The sequence below is a fragment of the Nonomuraea sp. NPDC054003 genome (assembly GCF_055585125.1).
Genome location: NZ_JBVJKR010000003.1, coordinates 500,468 through 517,113, shown reverse-complemented (window position 1 = coordinate 517,113; position 16,646 = coordinate 500,468). Strand labels below are relative to the sequence as shown.

The 16,646-nt window shown below is 72.8% G+C and carries 15 protein-coding genes; 9 read left to right on the top strand and 6 right to left on the bottom strand.

Annotated elements, in window-relative coordinates; genetic code table 11:
- Nucleotides 1–3: 3 nt before the first annotated feature.
- Genes ACZ6YG_RS09970 through ACZ6YG_RS09960 form a run of 3 tightly spaced genes read right to left on the bottom strand, consistent with a single transcriptional unit; the run spans nucleotide 4 to nucleotide 3,253 of the window.
- Nucleotides 4–852 (bottom strand): NAD-dependent protein deacetylase, encoded by an 849-nt coding sequence (locus tag ACZ6YG_RS09970; RefSeq protein ID WP_466017709.1) that lies wholly within the window; start codon nucleotides 850–852, stop codon nucleotides 4–6.
- Nucleotides 853–886: 34 nt separating this feature from the next.
- The gene (locus tag ACZ6YG_RS09965) at nucleotides 887–2,506 is read right to left on the bottom strand and encodes a RecQ family ATP-dependent DNA helicase (RefSeq protein WP_466017708.1); all 1,620 of its coding nucleotides are present in this window, start codon (nucleotides 2,504–2,506) and stop codon (nucleotides 887–889) included.
- Nucleotides 2,507–2,554: 48 nt separating this feature from the next.
- Nucleotides 2,555–3,253 (bottom strand): polysaccharide deacetylase family protein, encoded by a 699-nt coding sequence (locus ACZ6YG_RS09960; protein WP_466017707.1) that lies wholly within the window; start codon nucleotides 3,251–3,253, stop codon nucleotides 2,555–2,557.
- 108 nt (nucleotides 3,254–3,361) lie between these two features.
- On the opposite strand from ACZ6YG_RS09960, the gene ACZ6YG_RS09955 reads away from it, so the two are divergent.
- Nucleotides 3,362–5,275 carry a heparinase II/III domain-containing protein gene (locus ACZ6YG_RS09955; RefSeq protein ID WP_466017706.1) on the top strand — a complete coding sequence of 638 codons (1,914 nt, stop codon included), beginning with the start codon at nucleotides 3,362–3,364 and terminating at the stop codon, nucleotides 5,273–5,275.
- Nucleotides 5,272–6,396 (top strand): substrate-binding domain-containing protein, encoded by a 1,125-nt coding sequence (locus ACZ6YG_RS09950; RefSeq protein ID WP_271276950.1) that lies wholly within the window; start codon nucleotides 5,272–5,274, stop codon nucleotides 6,394–6,396. The genes ACZ6YG_RS09955 and ACZ6YG_RS09950 overlap by 4 nt, the downstream gene beginning before the upstream one ends.
- An 11-nt stretch (nucleotides 6,397–6,407) precedes the next feature.
- On the opposite strand, the gene ACZ6YG_RS09945 is transcribed toward ACZ6YG_RS09950, so the two are convergent.
- Nucleotides 6,408–8,282, bottom strand: a complete 1,875-nt coding sequence (locus ACZ6YG_RS09945) for a DUF2264 domain-containing protein (RefSeq protein WP_466017705.1) — start codon at nucleotides 8,280–8,282, stop codon at nucleotides 6,408–6,410.
- A 361-nt stretch (nucleotides 8,283–8,643) separates the two neighbouring features.
- Between ACZ6YG_RS09945 and ACZ6YG_RS09940 the strand changes: the two genes are divergently transcribed.
- The 7 genes from ACZ6YG_RS09940 to ACZ6YG_RS09910 all read left to right on the top strand — a co-directional run bounded on the left by ACZ6YG_RS09940 (nucleotide 8,644) and on the right by ACZ6YG_RS09910 (nucleotide 14,854).
- Nucleotides 8,644–9,534: a hydroxyacid dehydrogenase gene (locus ACZ6YG_RS09940; protein WP_246640779.1), complete on the top strand. Its 891-nt coding sequence runs from the start codon at nucleotides 8,644–8,646 to the stop codon at nucleotides 9,532–9,534.
- 29 nt (nucleotides 9,535–9,563) lie between these two features.
- Nucleotides 9,564–10,868 (top strand): ABC transporter substrate-binding protein, encoded by a 1,305-nt coding sequence (locus tag ACZ6YG_RS09935; RefSeq protein ID WP_364228534.1) that lies wholly within the window; start codon nucleotides 9,564–9,566, stop codon nucleotides 10,866–10,868.
- Between the two features lie 90 nt (nucleotides 10,869–10,958).
- On the top strand, nucleotides 10,959–11,882 hold the full coding sequence (locus ACZ6YG_RS09930; RefSeq protein WP_271276947.1) for a carbohydrate ABC transporter permease: 924 nt from the start codon (nucleotides 10,959–10,961) through the stop codon (nucleotides 11,880–11,882).
- Nucleotides 11,882–12,772, top strand: coding sequence for a carbohydrate ABC transporter permease (locus ACZ6YG_RS09925; RefSeq protein ID WP_148033301.1), 891 nt, complete (start codon nucleotides 11,882–11,884; stop codon nucleotides 12,770–12,772). The genes ACZ6YG_RS09930 and ACZ6YG_RS09925 overlap by 1 nt, the downstream gene beginning before the upstream one ends.
- Entirely contained in the window at nucleotides 12,769–13,446 is a 678-nt protein-coding gene (locus tag ACZ6YG_RS09920) for a hypothetical protein (protein WP_466017704.1), read from the top strand. The genes ACZ6YG_RS09925 and ACZ6YG_RS09920 overlap by 4 nt, the downstream gene beginning before the upstream one ends.
- A gap of 99 nt (nucleotides 13,447–13,545) precedes the next feature.
- The gene (locus tag ACZ6YG_RS09915; protein WP_219548531.1) at nucleotides 13,546–14,382 is read left to right on the top strand and encodes a glycerophosphodiester phosphodiesterase; all 837 of its coding nucleotides are present in this window, start codon (nucleotides 13,546–13,548) and stop codon (nucleotides 14,380–14,382) included.
- 16 nt (nucleotides 14,383–14,398) lie between these two features.
- On the top strand, nucleotides 14,399–14,854 hold the full coding sequence (locus ACZ6YG_RS09910; RefSeq protein ID WP_148033304.1) for a hypothetical protein: 456 nt from the start codon (nucleotides 14,399–14,401) through the stop codon (nucleotides 14,852–14,854).
- Between the two features lie 14 nt (nucleotides 14,855–14,868).
- Here ACZ6YG_RS09910 and ACZ6YG_RS09905 read toward each other — a convergent pair whose 3' ends face one another.
- Entirely contained in the window at nucleotides 14,869–15,528 is a 660-nt protein-coding gene (locus ACZ6YG_RS09905; RefSeq protein WP_148033305.1) for an adenylate kinase family protein, read from the bottom strand.
- A gap of 61 nt (nucleotides 15,529–15,589) precedes the next feature.
- Complete coding sequence (locus ACZ6YG_RS09900; RefSeq protein WP_466017808.1) at nucleotides 15,590–16,639, bottom strand: LacI family DNA-binding transcriptional regulator; 1,050 nt, start codon at nucleotides 16,637–16,639, stop codon at nucleotides 15,590–15,592.
- Nucleotides 16,640–16,646 lie beyond the last annotated feature (7 nt).

Genomic DNA, 16,646 nt, shown 5'->3' with positions numbered 1-16,646 from the left:
ACCCTATTGTGCCCGCAGCGGCGACGTGGTCGCGGTGAGAGCGGTGAGGGTGGCGCCGAGCGGGGCGTCGACGGTGAAGGTGGCGTGGTGGTCGCCGCCCGTGGCCCCCTTGTTGACGATCGCGATGGGCAGGCCGAGCGCGGCGGCCCGGTCCACGAAGCGCAGGCCGGAGCGGATGGCCAGCGACGAGCCGAGCACGAGCAGCGCCCGCGCCGACCCGACGAGCTCGAAGCACCGCTCGACGCGCGGGCGCGGCACGTTCTCGCCGAAGAACACCACGTCGGGCTTGAGCACGCCGTCGCACGAGCGGCAGCCGACCAGCCGGAAGCCCTCGACCTGTTCGTCGCTGAGCACCGCGTCGCCGTCGGGGTTGATCTGCCCCGCGTCGGCCGCCCAGCCGGGGTTGGCGGCGCGCAGCCGCAGGTCGAGCTCCGCCCGAGGGGTGCGCTCGCGGCAGGACAGGCAGACCACCCGGTCCAGGCCTCCGTGCAGCTCGATCACCTGCCGCGCCCCGGCCGCCTGGTGGAGCCCGTCGACGTTCTGGGTGACGATGCCGGCCAGGAGGCCGCGCCGCTCCAGCGCGGCGACCGCCCGGTGCCCGGCGTTGGGGAGTGCGGCGCCGATCTGCCGCCAGCCGACGTGGCTGCGCGCCCAGTAGCGGCGGCGCGCCTGCTCGCTGCCGACGAAGCGCTGGTAGGTCATCGGCTGGGCGTTGCGGGACCGGCCGGTCGGGCCGCGGTAGTCGGGGATGCCCGACTCGGTGGACAGGCCCGCCCCGCTGAGCACCACCACCCCGCCGCACTCCACCAGCCCGGCCAGCCTGCCGAGCGCGGTGCCTTCTGCTACGGTCACGTCTCCATGGTGCACGACCGGGCGGGATGCCCGGTCACCCGGCCTCGCGCAGCAGGCCCTCCTCCGTGACGGCCGACAGCAGCAGCTCGCGGTAGCCGCCCTCGTGGAACAGCACGGTCAGCCGGTCCTCCTCACGGCGGATGACCTCGCCCGGCCCCCACTCGACGTGCTCGACGCGGGCGTGCATCGGGAACCGGACGTCGCCGGCCGGCTCCGGGTGGGACGCGGTGCCGGCCAGGCAGGTGTCGCAGGCGCCGCACGGGCCGGGCAGCCGCTCGCCGAAGTAGCCGAGCAGGAAGCCGCGGCGGCAGTCGCGGGTCTCGGCGTAGCGGCGCATCATCTCCAGCCGGGTGCGCTCCACCTCCCGGTGCCGCTCGGCGACCTCGCGGGCGGCCCGTGCCGCCTCCTCCGGGGCGGGCGCGTCCTCGGCGGCGGCGACGGAGCGGGTGCCGAGCCGGACCGCGCCCGCCTTCTCCAGCAGGTTCAGCAGCGACGTGACGCGGCGGGCGGTGATGCCGAGCCGTTCGCGCAGGTGCTTGCGGTCGGTCCGCCCGCCCTCCTCGCCGATGGCGCGGGCGACCGCGGCCAGCGCGTCCTCGTCCGGCAGCCCGCCGGTGAAGAACCGCTGCATCCCCAGATCCTCCGCCCGGTAGAACAGCGCCGCCGCGGCGGGCTCGCCGTCCCTGCCCGCCCTGCCGATCTCCTGGTAGTACGAGTCGAGCGAGCCGGGCACCTGGGCGTGCACCACGAACCGGACGTCCGGCTTGTCGATGCCCATGCCGAACGCGTTGGTGGCCACCACCACGTCGAGCTCCCCGGCCATGAACGCCTCCTGGACGGCGTCGCGGTCGGCCCGCCGCATCCCGGCGTGGTAGGCGGCCGCCCGCACGCCCCGCTCGCCCAGGAGTCCGGCCAGCTCGGCGGCCCGCTTGCGGGTGGCGGTGTAGACGAGTCCTGGCTTGGCCAGCGCCTCGACGGCCTCGGCCACGTCCTCGCCGTCGCCGGTGGTCCCCCGTACCTCCAGGCTGATGTTGGGGCGGTCGAAGCCGCACACCACCTCCAGCGGGTCGCGCATGCGGAGCCGTTCGACGATCTCGGCCCGCACCGGGGGCGCGGCCGTCGCGGTCAGCGCGGCCACGACCGGCCGGCCGAGAGCGTCGGCGACGGCGCCCAGCCGCAGGTAGTCGGGCCGGAAGTCGTGGCCCCAGGCCGAGACGCAGTGGGCCTCGTCCACCACCAGCAGGGACGGCTTCGCCGCGGCCAGCTCGCGCACCACGTCGGGCCTGGCGAGCTGCTCGGGCGCGCAGAACAGGAACTCGGTCTCGCCCGCGCGCAGCGACTCGAACGACGACTCCCGCTCGCCCTTCGAGGTGCCGGCGTCCAGCCTGACCGCCTGCTCGTCACGCTCGCGCAGCGCCTCCACCTGGTCGCGCTGGAGCGCGATCAGCGGCGACACCACCAGCGTCGGCCCGTCCAGCAGCAGCGCGGGGACCTGGTAGACGGCCGACTTGCCGCCTCCCGTCGGCATGACCACGAGCGTGTCGCGGCCCTCCGTCAGCGCCGCCATCGCCTCGGGCTGGCCGGGCCGCAGCTCGTCCAGCCCGAGGGCCTCCCTGGCCACCCGTTCCACCCGCCGCTCGGCGCTCGTCCCCATCCGGCCTCCCGTCCGCGAAGGCTCCCCTCTTCCCCTCGGTTCCGGCTTTCACTCCTGGCGGAGCAGTTCGGCCACGGTCACGAACCGGTACCCGTCGGCCCGCAGCCCCGAGACGACGCCGCCGATGGCCTCCCGGGTCCGGGCGCCGCTCTCGTACCAGGGATGGAGCAGCACGATCGAGCCCGGCCGCACCTGCTCGCGGACCTCGGCCACGATCCGCTCCGCGGTGGGGGTGCGGCCCGAGTCGGGCTCGACGTCCCACATCACCGTGACCCGCTCCCGTTCGGCCAGGTAGAGAGGGAGCGCGAGCAGCTTCTTGCCGGTGGGCGGCCGGAACGGGATGTCGCCGCGCTGCCCGGCGGCGCGGATGAGCGCGTCGGTCGGCTCCACCTCTTCGGCCACGGTCGAGCCGGACACGAACACCATCCTGCGGTGCGTGAACGTGTGGTTGCCGAGCTGGTGGCCGGCCCGCACCAGCGCGGCGGCGTGCTCGGGGCGGGCGCGCAGCTCCGATCCGACGACGAAGAACGTGGCACGCACCCGCTCCTTCGCGAGCACGTCGATGATCTCCTGCGTGTGCTCGTCGGGACCGTCGTCGAAGGTGAGCGCGACGACCTTCTCCGCCGTCTCCACCCGGTCGACCAGCTTCCCCGCGAGCTGGAACGTGCGTGCGTTGACCAGCTCGTAGCAGCCCCACGCGGCTACGAGGACGAGCGCCGCCACGGCGGCCCACAGTTTTCTTTTCATGATCCAGAGGAGTGTAAGGGTTCGATCACTTGCTCCATGGAGGTTCGCGGGTGAATCATCTTCGATCAGGTTCGATCGGTACTATGAGGTGGCTCCCGAGGAGGGACTATGACGAACACGGCGACCGGCCCGCCCCTCCGGGCCGCGGAGACCGCCCGTCCCGGCCCACTGCTCAGCCTCTGGGGAGCGGCCGCCTCTCCGGGCGCGCTGGCCCGCGTCCTGCTGGATCCCGGCCGCGCGCTGCCCGCCCCCGACCTGGCGGGCGAGCCGGCGCGGCGGGCGCTGGAGCCGGTGCGCGAGCGGGCGGAGGCCGAGCGCGGCTCTCCGTGGCCGCAGCCGCTCGCCTCGCAGTACGCGCGCTACTTCCAGGACGGCGACCGCACGGTCTACGAGCGCAACGTGTTCGACCGCCAGGACCGGCTGACCCGGGCCGTGCTCATGGCGGCGGCCACCGGCGACGACGGGTGGCTGGCCGAGGCCGCCGACGGGATCGTGCTGCTGTGCGAGCAGAGCTCGTGGTGCTGGCCGGCGCACGAGGAGTCCTGCCGGCCGCGCGGCGCCGTGCTGCCGGACCCGGCCGTCCCCTGCCTCGACCTCGGCGCCGGCGACGTGGCCGCCCAGCTCGCCTGGGCCGACCAGGCGATCGGCGAGCGGCTGGACGAGCGCTTCCCCGGCGTGCGCGAGCGGGTGCGCGCCGAGGTGCGGGCGCGGGTGCTGGAGCCCTTCACCCGGCGGCGCGACTGGCACTGGCTCGGACTCGACGGTCACGTCCACAACTGGTGCCCGTGGATCTGCGGCAACGTGCTGGTCGCCGCGCTGCGCCTGGCCGAGCCGGGCGAGGAGCGGGCGCTGCAGGTCGCGCTGGCCGTCGAGGGCGTCGACCGCTATCTGGCGGCGCTGCCTCCCGACGGGTCGGTGGACGAGGGCTACGAATACTGGTGGAACGGCGCCTGCCGCGCGCTGGAGGCGCTCGACGTGCTGGCGCACGCCACCTCGGGGGTGCTCGACGCGGCCGGGGCGCCGGTGGTCCGCGCGACCGTGCGCTTCCCGTACCTGATGCATCTGGGCGGCGGGTGGTACGTGAACGTCGCCGACGCCCGCGCGCGGCCGCCCGCCGGCCAGCCCTGGGACGTGCTCCACCGGTGGGCGCGGCGGGTCGGCGATCCCGAGGGGGTCCGTCACGCGGCCGCCCAGCGCGCCGCCGCCGTCTCCCCCGCCGCCGAGCTGGGGCGGGTCATGACCGCGCTGGGCGACCCGGCGTGGCTGGCGGCCGAGGCCGCCGGGCCGCCGCTGGTCGCCTCCGCGTGGCTGCCGGGCACCCAGATGGGCGTCGCGCGCGCGGCCGGCGGCACCGACCGGGGGCTCGCGCTCGTGGTCAAGGGCGGGCACAACGCGGAGAACCACAACCACAACGACGTCGGTTCCGTGATCGTGGCCGTCGACGGGGTGCCGGCCGTGGTCGACGCGGGGCGGCCCACGTACACCGCCCAGACGTTCGGGCCCGACCGCTACGCGATCTGGACGATGCGCGGTGACTGGCACAACGTGCCCGAGGTCCGCGGCACGCCGCAGCGTGCGGGCGCGTCCTACCGGGCCAGGGACGTCGAGGTGGCCGACGAGCCCGGCCTCTTCCGGGTACGGCTGGACCTCGCGGCCGCCTACCCGGTCGGCGGGCTGGAGCGGTGGTGGCGGACGGCGCTGCTCGACCGCTCGTCCGGCGAGGTGACGATCGAGGACGCCTGGCGCTTCACCGGCGACGGGGAGCCGAGCGCGCTGCGGTTCCTGCTGGCCGGCGAGGTGCGGCAGGACGGGCCCGGGGAGGTGGAGGTGCGGCCGCCCGGCGGCGGGCGGGCCGCGGTCCTCACGTGGGACCCGGAGCGGGCGGCCGGTTCGCTGACCGTGCGCGAGCTGGACGACCCGATGCTCACCGCGGTGTGGGGCGACCGGCTGACCCGGCTGGAGCTGGCCCTGCCCGGCACCGCCGAAGGGTCGGTCCTGGTGCGGGTGGGGGTGCGGGGATGACCGGGACCGGTTCGCCGGCGCCGCTGCCGGACGAGCGCCGCGCCCAGGTGGTCGAGCTGCTGCGGCAGCGCGGCGTGGTGCGCGTCACCGACCTGGCCGAGGAGCTGGACGTCTCCGCCATCACCATCCGCCGCGACATCGCGCTGCTCGCCTCCCAGGGGGTGATCCGGCGGGTGCGCGGCGGGGCCGTGCTGCACGGCGGCGCGCTCGTCGGCGAGCCGGAAGGGGCCGCGCCGCCGCAGCCCGTCCCCGAGGAGAACGGCGGCGAGGCGCGGCGGCTCACGATCGGGATGGTCGTGCCGTCGCTCGACTACTACTGGCCCGACGTGATCCGCGGCGTCCGGCAGGCCGCGGCGGCGGCCGGGGCCAGGATCGTCCTGCGCGGCGCCTCCTACCAGGCGGCCGACGAGCGGCGGCAGCTGTCGTGGCTGGTGGAGTTCGTGGGCGTGGACGGGCTGCTCGTCGCGCCCACGACCACCGGCGACGACGGCGAGGAGCTGGTGCGGTGGCTGCGCCAGGCGCCCGTCCCCGTCGTCCTCGTCGAACGCGCCGCCACCATCGGTCCCTACCAGGAGGCCATGGAGTCCGTCGTCAGCGACCACGCGCTCGGGGCGGCCATGGCCGTGCGCCACCTGGCCGCGCTCGGGCACCGCCGGATCGGCGTCATCACCACCGAGCAGAGCCCGACCGCGCCGCACGTGCGGCGCGGGTGGCGGCAGGCGAGCGAGGAGCTCGGCCTGGAGGGCGCCCCCGACCTGACCGTGGTCGACCGGCGTGATCCCGGCTGGACGGCGGCCCTGGACCAAATCCTCGACGCCTGCCTCGCCACGGGCACCACGGCGCTGCTCGTCCATCCGGATCCGGAGGCGATCGGCCTGGTCGAGCGCTGCCAGGAACGCGGCCTGCGGGTGCCAGGAGACCTGGGGGTGGTCACGTACGACGACGAGGTGGCCGAGCTGTGCGACCCGCCGCTGTCGGCGGTGCGTCCGCCGAAGGCGGCCATCGGGCGTGCGGCGTTCGCGCTGCTGGCGGCCCGTCTGGCCGACCGGGACCCGCACCGCCCGGCTCACCGCGTGGTCGTCGAGCCCCGGCTGATCGTGCGCTCCTCCTCCTCCGCCTGACCGCCGTCCCGTCAGCGGAGGAGGGCGGGAAGGTCGAGGGTGTCGGTGACGCCGTCCGGCCAGGTGATGCGGGCGGTGGTGGCGGTCCAGGCGATCTCGGGGGCCGGGGAGGCGGCCGTGCCGAGGTGGACGCCGGCGACGTACCAGCGGCCGGGCTCGGCGGCGGCGGTGGTGCCGCACCAGGGGATGAAGGTCTCCGGGGACAGCGGGGTGGCGTCGTCGGCGCGGGTGACGTCCGCCAGGTCGAGGCCGGGGCCGGGGACGATCAGGGAGTCGGAGGCCGACGAGACCGGCCAGCCGCCGATCCGCAGAGGAGACGTGCATGGGGCGGCCACCTGGACGAGCCGGACCTCCCAGGGGCCGCGCAGCGCGGACACGACCGTGAGCGTCGGGCCGGGGGTGACGGCGCCGGCGCGGCCCGAGCCGTGGTCCGGGGCGTCCAGGCCGGGCTCGACCCAGTGGGCCCGCCAGCGGGAGGCGCCGAGCGCGGTGCCGGTGGGGAGGCGGTCGGCGAGGAGGGCGTCGAAGCCGGTGCGGTGGCTGGGCCGGCCCGACGGGTCGAGGAGGGTGACCGACTGGTCGAGCGGGTCGGCGGCGTGCGGGCCGGCCAGGACGGGCGAGGTGGCGGTGGAGTAGCCCAGGCGGGCGTAGAGCGGGGAGTCGGACAGCTGGTCGCCGGGCAGCGCGTGGTCGGTGCCGTGGTTGACGACGCGGACGACGCCGTCGGCGCGGGTGCCGGAGACCAGCCAGCCGGGTGACCGGATCGCGAGCTGGAAGTCGCCCTCCTCCACCGGCAGCGGCTCCTCGACGGCGGTCCACACGGGGTGGTCGGCGGGCAGCGCCAGGCCGTACAGGCCCTTGGCGGCCCAGTAGGGCGAGCCGGTGCCGGAGTAGGACTGGGCGATCGGCCGCCACGGGCCGTGCCAGCCGAGCGTCAGCAGGCCGTCGTCATCGGGGGCGCCGTGCTCGGCGAAGTGGCGGACGATGCCGGAGGTGGCGCGGCGCAGCAGGCCGGGTGACCCGACGCCGGCCCTGGCGCCCGCCCAGAACGGGGCGGCGGCGGCGAACCGGTAGGTGAGGCTGCGGCCCTGGATGAGCGGCGACCCGTCGGCGCCGACGAGGTGGACGGCGTCGCGCAGGAAGCGCTCCAGCCTGGACAGGTAGGCGGGGCGGCGGGTGTCGGCGGCCGGGTCGCCGGCGGCCATCTCGGTCCACAGCAGCGGGTAGAAGTGCAGCGCCCAGCCGACGTAGTGGTCGTAGGCGCGTTTGTCGCCGTCGGCGTACCAGCCCTGCTCGCGGGCGAACCCGTCGGTGAGCGCGAGCCCGGCCTCGATGTCGGCGGGAGAGCACGGCCCGCCGACGGAGGCGAGGAACTGCTCGACCACGATCTGGAACCACACCCAGTTGATCGGCGGATACCAGGACCCGATCGCCGGGGCCAGATAGGCGACCACCCGCTCCCGGACGCCGTCGTCGAGCCGGTCCCACAGCCACGGCCTGGTCAGGTGGAGGACCAGCGCGATGGAGGCGGCCTCGACCTTGGCCTGGTCGTGCTCGTCCAGCCGCACCCACCGCTCGGGGGAGCCCGGGTCGGTGCCGGCGGCCAGGCCGCGCGCGTACCACTCCAGGTGGCCGTGCGGGTCGCGGCCACCCTCGCCGGCCACCCGGAACCCGGCGGCCAGGAACGTGCGCGCGAAGCCTTCCAGCCCGTCCACGTCGGGGCCATAGCCGCCCGGCTCGCCGGGGAAGGAGATCCGCGCGTGGGACGGGGACGCGTGGCGCCGCGCCGACAGCAGGAGGTGGTCGGCCAGCGCCGCCCAGTGGTCGCGGGTCCAGCCGGTGTGGGGCGAGAGTTTCCGGTCGTCCAGCTCCCGCAGCCAGCGCATCGGGCCTCCCAGTCAGCGATGAGTTCAGGCGATGCTGGCATCACCGAGCGAACACGTCAAGCAAACACTGATCAAAAGCGCTCACTTCGATCAGCCTTCACGCCGAAATGCGCCGCCGAGCCTGACCTTGACGATCGATAACGATCGTATAGCGCCCTAAAGAGATCTTGACGTGATTGAAATGATCGGACATGATCAGCGACACTGGTAAGCGCTTGCTGCCGAAAGGACCCGGGTGAGAGACCGTCGTCGACCACAGGCCCTGCTGGTCATGGATCCTGCGCACTTCGGGGTGCAGTTTCAGGAGCCGCAGTTACGACGGTTGCACGAACTCGTCGAACTCACCGATCCTATCTCGACCATGAACTTCGACGACCCGCTCGTACGGCGCAGGCTGCGCGAGGTCGAGGTGCTCGTCACCTCGTGGGGCTGCCCGCCGCTGACGAAGGAGCTGCTGGCCGGTGCGCCGGAGCTCCGGGCGATCTTCCATTGCGCGGGCACGGTACGCTCCTTCGTCACCGACGAGGTATGGCGGCGCGGGATACTCGTGACCAACGCCGCCGACGAGAACGCGATACCGGTCGCCGAGTTCACCCTCGCCGCGATCATCTTCGCGGGCAAGAAGGCCCCGTTCCTGGCCCACGACGCGCGCAAACATCGCGACGACTGGTCCTACGCGGCCGGGCGCGGCGAGCTGTCCAACCGCGGGCGCACGATCGGCGTCGTCGGCTTCTCGCGGGTGGGCCGCAGGGTCACCGAAAGGCTTCGCGGCCTGGAGGTCGACATCCTGGTGGCCGACCCGTACGCCGACCCGGCCGAGGTGCGCGCGGCCGGCGGCAGGCTGGTCGAGCTGCCCGACCTGCTGCGGCGCTGCGACGTGCTCACCCTGCACGTGCCCGCGCTGCCCGAAACGCGTCACCTGATCGGGGCGGCGGAGCTCGCCCTGCTGAGGGACGGCGCGACCGTCATCAACACGGCGCGTGGGTCCGTGCTCGACACCGCCGCTCTGGAGAGCGAGTGCGTGACGGGGCGGCTCGACGCGATCCTCGACGTCACCGACCCGGAGCCGCTGCCTGCCGACTCGCCGTTGTACGACCTGCACAACGTCATGATCACCCCCCACGTCGCCGGATCTCTGGGATCAGAGACCCGGCGGATGAGTGAGAGCGCCCTCGACGAGCTCGAACGCTACCTGTCCGGCCTGCCGCCACGGGCGCCGGTCACAGCCGACGAGATCAGCGTGAGCGCCTGAGCCCGGCTTCATGGAAGGAGACCGGATCAATGATCCCTTCGAACCCCCCCAAGGCCAGAGTGCGCCGCCATCTTGTGAAGACCGCGGGAGTGGCCGCCGCGCTCGCCCTCGCGGTCGCCGCGTGCGGTGGCGGCGGCTCCGGTGAGACCGCCGAAGGCGGCGGGAGCACCACCCTCACGATCACCGTGTGGAACCTCGCCAAGACGCCGGAGTTCACCGCCCTGTTCGACGCCTTCGAGAAGGCGAACCCCGGGGTCACGGTGAAGCCGGCCGACATTCTCGCGGACGACTATCCCGAGAAGGTCACCACGATGCTGGCCGGTGGCGACAAGACCGATGTGATCACCATGAAGAACGTGACGGACTACTCGCGCTACTCCGCCCGCGGGCAGCTCCTCGACATCACGGACATGGTCAAGTCGACCGACACCTCCAAGCTCGCCGGCCTGGACGCGTTCAACGTCAACGACAGCTACTTCGCGCTGCCGTACCGCCAGGACTTCTGGCTGCTCTACTACAACAAGGCCATGTTCGACAAGGCGAACATCAAGCTCGACGGCCCCATCACCTGGGACGACTACGCCAAGTACGCCCAGCAGCTCAGCCAGGGCGACGGTAACCAGAAGGTCTACGGCACCTACCACCACACCTGGCGGTCGGTGATCCAGGCGATCTCGGCGGCCCAGACCGGCGGCGACCAGCTCAGCGGCGACTACAACTTCTTCGCCGACCAGTACAACATGGCGCTGTCGCTGCAGAAGGGCGGCAACGCGCTGGACTTCGGCACCGCCACGGCCCAGCAGGCCGACTACCGGACCATGTTCGAGACCGCCGCGACGGCCATGATGCCCATGGGCACCTGGTACATCTCCGGCATTCTTGAGGCCAAGGAGAAGGGCGAGAGCCAGGTCGACTGGGCGCTGGCCCCGATGCCGCAGCGGCCGGGCGCCACCGATGTCACCACGTTCGGCTCGCCGACGGCGTTCGCGGTGAACAAGCGGAGCGAGAACGCCGACCTGGCCAGGAAGTTCGTCCAGTTCGCCGCGAGCAAGGCCGGCGCGGAGGCGATCACCAAGGTGGGCGTGGTGCCCGCGCTGCAGGACCCGGCGATCACCGAGGCGTACTTCGGCCTCAAGGGCATGCCGGCCGACGACCTGTCGAAGAAGGCGTTCGAGCCGGACAAGGTCGTGCTGGAGATGCCGGTGAGCGACAAGACCTCCGACGTCGACACCATCCTCAACGAGGAGCACCAGCTGATCATGGTCGGCGACAAGTCGGTGGCCGAGGGGATCAAGTCGATGAACGACCGCGTCAAGAGCGAAGTCCTCAACTAAGGGACGCCGTGGCGGGCGCAGGGGGGCGCCCGCCGCTCCCGCATCAGGTTCGCGAAGGAGTCTTCGCGAAAGGAGCCATAGAGGGACACCATGGCGCACGTAATGACGCACCCGGCGCCGGGCGGATCGCAGGCGCCCCGCCGTCGGCGGGCCTGGCGCGACACCCTGATCGGGTGGAGCTTCATCCTGCCGAACTTCCTGGGTTTCGCCCTGTTCACGCTCGTCCCGGTGCTCGCCGCGTTCGCGCTGGCGTTCATGGAATGGGACTCCGCCAACGACCCCGAATGGGTGGGGCTGGAGAACTTCGCGCGGCTGTGGAACGACGAGAACTTCCACGTGGCGCTCCGCAACACCATCTACTACTCGGCCGGCCACATCCCGCTGACCCTCGCCGCCGCCCTCGGGCTGGCCATGGCGCTGAACCGCAGGCTGCGCGGCGTCGAGTTCTTCCGCACCGCGGCGTTCTTCCCGTACGTCACCTCGCTGGTCGCGGTGGCCGTGGTCTGGAACATGCTGTTCAACCCCACGGCGGGGCCGGTCAACCTGTTCCTGGAGGCGATCGGCGTCCAGGACCCGCCGCGCTGGGTCGCGAGCACCGACTGGGCGATGCCCGCGGTCATCGCCACCAGCGTGTGGCGGGACATGGGCTACTACATGGTGCTCTATCTGGCCGGTCTGCAGACGATCCCCAAGGAGTACTACGAGGCCGCCATGGTCGACGGGGCCAACGCCTGGCAGCGGTTCTGGCGCATCACGCTCCCGTCGCTGCGGCCGACCACGTTCTTCGTGCTGGTCATGCTGACCATCCAGAGCTTCAAGGTGCTCGACCTGATCGTGGTCATGACCGACGGCGGGCCGGGCCGCAGCACGCTGGTGCTGGCCCAGCTCATCTTCCGTGAGGGCATCAGGGAGGGCGAGTTCGGCTACTCGTCGGCGATCGCGCTGGTGCTGTTCCTCCTGGTGTTCACCGTGACCGTCGTCCAGTTCCGCATCAACGAACGGAGGAGCTCCTGATGACCACGCTGCGCGAGGCTCCCCCGGCCGCCGGCCCCGGCGCGAGCCAGGCCGGCCCGCCGCCGCGCGGGCCCAGGATCTTCCGCAGGACGCTGGCGTACGTGTCGCTCGTCGCGGTGACGCTGCTGGTGCTGCTGCCGCTCGGGTGGATGGTCACCTCGTCGCTGAAGCGGAACAACGAGGTCTTCACGATCCCCATCGAGTGGATCCCGCGGGAGTTCCGCTGGTCGAACTACGTGGAGATCTGGGAGCAGATCCCGATGGCGACCTACCTGGGCAACTCGCTCTACCTGTCGGTCGTCATCACGTTTCTGCAGGTGCTGACCGGCAGCTTCGCCGCCTACGGCTTCTCCAAGGTGAGCTTCCCCGGCCGGGACGGGCTCTTCCTGGCCTACATCGCCACGATCGCGGTGCCGTGGCAGGCCTACATGGTGCCGCAGTACATCATGATGCAGCGGGCCGACCTGATCAACACGCACCTGTCGATCATCCTGCTGCAGGCGTTCGGCGCGTTCGGCGTCTTCCTGATGCGGCAGTACTACATGTCGATCCCGGACGAGCTGTGTCAGGCCGCGCGGATCGACGGGCTCAGCGAGTACGGCATCTACCGGCGGATCATCCTGCCGCTCTCCAAGCCGGCGCTGGCGAGCCTGGCCCTGCTCACGTTCGTCAGCACCTGGAACGACTACATGGGGCCGTTCATCTACCTGACGAGCAACGAGCTGTGGACCGTGCAGCTCGGCCTGCGCTCCTTCGTCGGGCAGTACCAGGCCGACTACGCCATGATCATGACGGGCGCGGTGCTGTCGGTGCTGCCGGTCATGGTCATCTTCCTGTTCGGGCAGCGCTACTTCATCCAAGGCATCGCGACGAGCGGGTTGAAAGGATGAGCGCGGCGCGCGGCCTGCTGCGTCCGGCTCGGCAGGAGACGTACGAGAAGGTCTTCGGCACCGTCTACGTCGGGCTGATGACGAACGTGCTGCTGGCGCTGTCGTGCGCGCCGCTGCTGGCCGCGCTGGCGCTGGTGCGCGACCCGCTGCTGTCGTGGCCGTTCTTCGCGGTGCTGTCGGCGGTGTGCGCGCCGGCGCTGGCGGGCGCGTTCCAGTGCTTCGCCCTGCTGGACGACGGCTCGACGGCGGTGCTGCGCGCCTTCTGGTCCGGCTACCGGCGGGCCGCGACGCGCGCGCTGGCCGCGTGGCTGGCGGGCGCGGTCGCGGTGAGCGTGCTCGCGGTCGACGCGGTGGTGGTCGCCGGCGCCTCGTGGGGTGCGGCCCTGGTGCCGTTCTTCGCCACCGGGGCCGCGCTGGTCGTGGCCGTGACGGTGGCGGTGCTGGTGGTGGTGGCTGAGTCGCCGCGCCGGGTGCGCGAGCTGGTGCGGCCGTGCCTGTACCTGGTGGCCCGCCGCTGGTACCTGACGGCGCCGACGCTCGCGGTGCTCGCGCTCGCGGTCGCGGTGGTGCTGCTCAAGCCGGTGCTCGGCCTGCTGCTGGCGCTCGCGCCGCTGCTGTACGTGGTCTGGGCCACGATGAGGTACGTGGTGCGGCCGCTCTTGACGGAGAGCTGATCCGCAAGGTCCATCGGACGTCCACTTCCGCGTCAACACTTCGTCATGACGGCACGTCAGGTTCGGTGCGTAGGCGACTCCCCGCTATCGAGGAGACCCATGTCCCGAAGCACACGCACCGTCCTCATGACCGTCCTGGTGGCCCTGGCCATGGTCACCAGCCTGGTCACCAGCCCGTTCACCGTCCCGGCCGGTGCCGCGCCGCCCGCCGGGGTCTCCAACGTCGCCCACCGCGGGGCCTCCGCCTACGCTCCCGAGAACACGATCGGCGCTCTCAAGCTGGCCGCCCGGCAGGGCGCCGACATGTTCGAGCTCGACGTCCAGGAGACCAAGGACCGCGCGCTGATCCTCATGCACGACACCACGCTCACCCGCACCACCGACGTGGAGTCCGTGTTCCCCGACCGGTCGCCGTGGCGGGTGGGCGACTTCACCCTCGCCGAGATCCGCCGGCTGGACGCCGGCTCGTGGTTCGGCCCCTCGTTCGCGGGCACGCGGGTGCCGACCCTCCGGCAGGCGCTGAAGGCGATGAACCGCACCGGCCTCGGCCTGCTGCTGGAGATCAAGGCCCCGGAGCTCTATCCCGGCATCGAGCGCCGCACGGTGCTGGAGCTGCGCCGCTCGTGGCCGGGCCCGGTGGTGGTGGAGTCGTTCGACTGGGACTCGATGCGGACCTTCCACCGGCTGATGCCGGACGTGCCGGTCGGCCTGCTCGGCACGCCCACGGCAGACGAGCTGGCGGGGCTCGCCGAGTTCGCGGGCCAGGTCAACCCGCCGTACCGGGACCTCACCCCCGGCTACGTGGAGGCGGTCCAGGAGCTCGGCATGCAGGTCTTCACCTGGACGGTGGACGACCCGGAGATCATGCGGCGGCTCGTCTCGTACCGGGTGGACGGCATCATCACCAACCGGCCGGACGTGCTGGCGGGCCTCTAGCGGGTAGCGCCAGGACATGGCAGATCAGCACGTCAGCGGAGACCCCGACCCCGCGCACCGGCGGCCGCCGGGCGTGACCGACGAGGTCGTCGAGGCGCTCGGCCTGTTCAGCGAGGCCCTGGAGAAGATCCACCGGGCGCGTGGCCACCTCTACGCCTTCCACCAGCTCACCGGCGGCGCCGACAACGCCCTCGACGAGGTGGCCGAGCTGCTGCGCGGCGCCGGGCACGGCGAGCTGGCCGGGCGCATCGAACGGGAGCTGATCGGGCTGAACGTGCTGGAAGGCCGGTGGACGTTCCAGGTCGTCGAGGAGTACGACGCCGGCTACTACGCGACGTTCCAGCGGCTGGAGGCGGAGGCCCGCGACCGGCTGGTGGGCGGGCGCACGCACGTCTACGAGGCCGAGATGAAGGCCCGCCGCCGCACCCGCGGCCTCCCGGGGCACGAGAGCGCGCCCGGCGCGGCCACCTGATGACCGTTCCCGGCTCAGGTCCTCGAACCGGCGCGGTAGGCGGGCAGCCCGAGGCGGTCCCTGATCGTCTGCTGGACCGTCGCCTGGTCGTCGCGCGCGTCGACCACCACCACGTACTCCTTGCGGCGGAACAGGTCGATCACCGGGTCGGTCTTGCCGTGGTAGTCGCGCAGCCGCCGGGCCAGGGCCTCCGGCGTGTCGTCGGCGCGGGTGACCAGCTCGCCGCCGCACACGTCGCACCGGCCCTCGGTCTCGGGGCGGTGCGCGATGAGGTTGTAGTCCATGCCGCAGCGCGAGCACAGGCGGCGGGCCAGCACCCGGCGGCGCACCTCGTCGTCCGGCAGGTCGAGCAGGATGACGCCGTCGATGTCGTAGCTCTCCAGGAAGAACTCGGTCTGCCGCCGGTTGCGCGGGAAGCCGTCGACGACGAAGCCGAAGTTCCAGTCGTGCTGCTGGAGCCGCTCGCGGACGACGTCCTCCACCAGGTCGTCGCCGACCAGCTCACCGGCCGCGACGAGGCGGCGGACCTGGGCGCCGATCTTGGTGTGGTTCTTGACGTGCCAGCGGAAGATGTTGCCCACGTTGATGTGCACGAGGTCGAGGTCGTCGCAGAGCATCGCCGCCTGCGTCCCCTTGCCGCTCCCCTGCACCCCCATGATCACAAATTTCCGCATGTCTGCCTTTCTGCCACCGTCAGGGCACCGTACCCCTTTTCTTGCGGCACGGCCGGAGACGTCAGCGGGTCCGGGAGCGTACCGGGGTGCTCTCGCGGAGCAGCACCGTCGTCGAGGTCTGCACGCTCACCGGCCCCGGGTCGTCCGCCAGGGCGACCCGCATCGCGGTGAGCCCCACCTCGCGCAGCGGCACGGCCACGGTGGTGAGCGCGGGCGTCACGTCCACGGCGGAGTCGATGTCGTCGAAACCCGCGACGCCGATGTCCCTGCCGGGGACGAGGCCGGCGTCGCGGAAGGCGGACATGGCGCCGATCGCCATCACGTCGGTGACGGCGAAGACCACCTCCACCCCGTCCAGGCCGCGCTCGGCGAGGCGGCGCGCGGCCTCGTAGCCGCCGGCGCGGGTGAACTCGGTCTCGACCACGAACCGGTCCTCGACGGCCAGGCCCAGCTCGCGCAGTCCCGCCAGGAAGCCGGCGCACCGGTCACGCGAGGTGCGCACGGTGACGGGCGCGCGGAACAGCGCGAACCGCCGGTAACCGGCCGCCGCCAGCGCGCGGGCGAGCTGGTACGCGCCGCCCGCGTTGTCGATGGTCACCGTGTCGAACGGCAGGTCGCGCTGGCTGATCATGACGACGCGGCCCCCGGCGGACCGGTACGCCTCCAGCTCGCCGGAGAGCGCGGCCCTGGTCGCGGCGCCGTCGATGCGGCTGCCGGCGACGGCGATCAGGCGGGGGCGCTGGCCGCGCAGCGTGCGGATGATCTCCAGCTCGCGTTCGGGGGAACGGCCGGCCACCGCCATGGTGACGATCAGCCCGGCCGCCTCCGCGGCCTCGGTGACCCCGGCGGCGATGGCGGAGAAGTACGGGTCGGCCACGTCGCCCACGACCAGGGCCGCGGTCCTGGTCTGGCCCCTGGCGATGGCCTGCGCCGACAGGTGCGGCCGGTAGTTGAGCTTGGCCGCGGCGGCCCGGACCCGGGAGGCGTTCTCGGTGCGGACGTTGCGCGCGCTGCCGTTGAGCGCGCGGGACGCGGTGGCGACGGAGACCCCCGCCTCCCGCGCCACGTCATGCAGGGTCACCGCGCCCGGCCCCTCGGCCCCGTCAGGCATCACGCCC

Excerpts from the sequence above, each read along its gene's own strand:
- ACZ6YG_RS09965 (WP_466017708.1), bottom strand. The coding sequence starts at position 2,506 with ATGGGGACGAGCGCCGAGCGGCGGGTGGAACGGGTGGCCAGGGAGGCC.
- ACZ6YG_RS09960 (WP_466017707.1), bottom strand. The coding sequence starts at position 3,253 with ATGAAAAGAAAACTGTGGGCCGCCGTGGCGGCGCTCGTCCTCGTAGCC.
- ACZ6YG_RS09955 (WP_466017706.1), top strand. The coding sequence starts at position 3,362 with ATGACGAACACGGCGACCGGCCCGCCCCTCCGGGCCGCGGAGACCGCC.
- ACZ6YG_RS09950 (WP_271276950.1), top strand. The coding sequence starts at position 5,272 with ATGACCGGGACCGGTTCGCCGGCGCCGCTGCCGGACGAGCGCCGCGCC.
- ACZ6YG_RS09945 (WP_466017705.1), bottom strand. The coding sequence starts at position 8,282 with ATGCGCTGGCTGCGGGAGCTGGACGACCGGAAACTCTCGCCCCACACC.
- ACZ6YG_RS09940 (WP_246640779.1), top strand. The coding sequence starts at position 8,644 with ATGAACTTCGACGACCCGCTCGTACGGCGCAGGCTGCGCGAGGTCGAG.
- ACZ6YG_RS09935 (WP_364228534.1), top strand. The coding sequence starts at position 9,564 with ATGATCCCTTCGAACCCCCCCAAGGCCAGAGTGCGCCGCCATCTTGTG.
- ACZ6YG_RS09930 (WP_271276947.1), top strand. The coding sequence starts at position 10,959 with ATGGCGCACGTAATGACGCACCCGGCGCCGGGCGGATCGCAGGCGCCC.
- ACZ6YG_RS09925 (WP_148033301.1), top strand. The coding sequence starts at position 11,882 with ATGACCACGCTGCGCGAGGCTCCCCCGGCCGCCGGCCCCGGCGCGAGC.
- ACZ6YG_RS09920 (WP_466017704.1), top strand. The coding sequence starts at position 12,769 with ATGAGCGCGGCGCGCGGCCTGCTGCGTCCGGCTCGGCAGGAGACGTAC.
- ACZ6YG_RS09915 (WP_219548531.1), top strand. The coding sequence starts at position 13,546 with ATGTCCCGAAGCACACGCACCGTCCTCATGACCGTCCTGGTGGCCCTG.
- ACZ6YG_RS09910 (WP_148033304.1), top strand. The coding sequence starts at position 14,399 with ATGGCAGATCAGCACGTCAGCGGAGACCCCGACCCCGCGCACCGGCGG.
- ACZ6YG_RS09905 (WP_148033305.1), bottom strand. The coding sequence starts at position 15,528 with ATGCGGAAATTTGTGATCATGGGGGTGCAGGGGAGCGGCAAGGGGACG.
- ACZ6YG_RS09900 (WP_466017808.1), bottom strand. The coding sequence starts at position 16,639 with ATGCCTGACGGGGCCGAGGGGCCGGGCGCGGTGACCCTGCATGACGTG.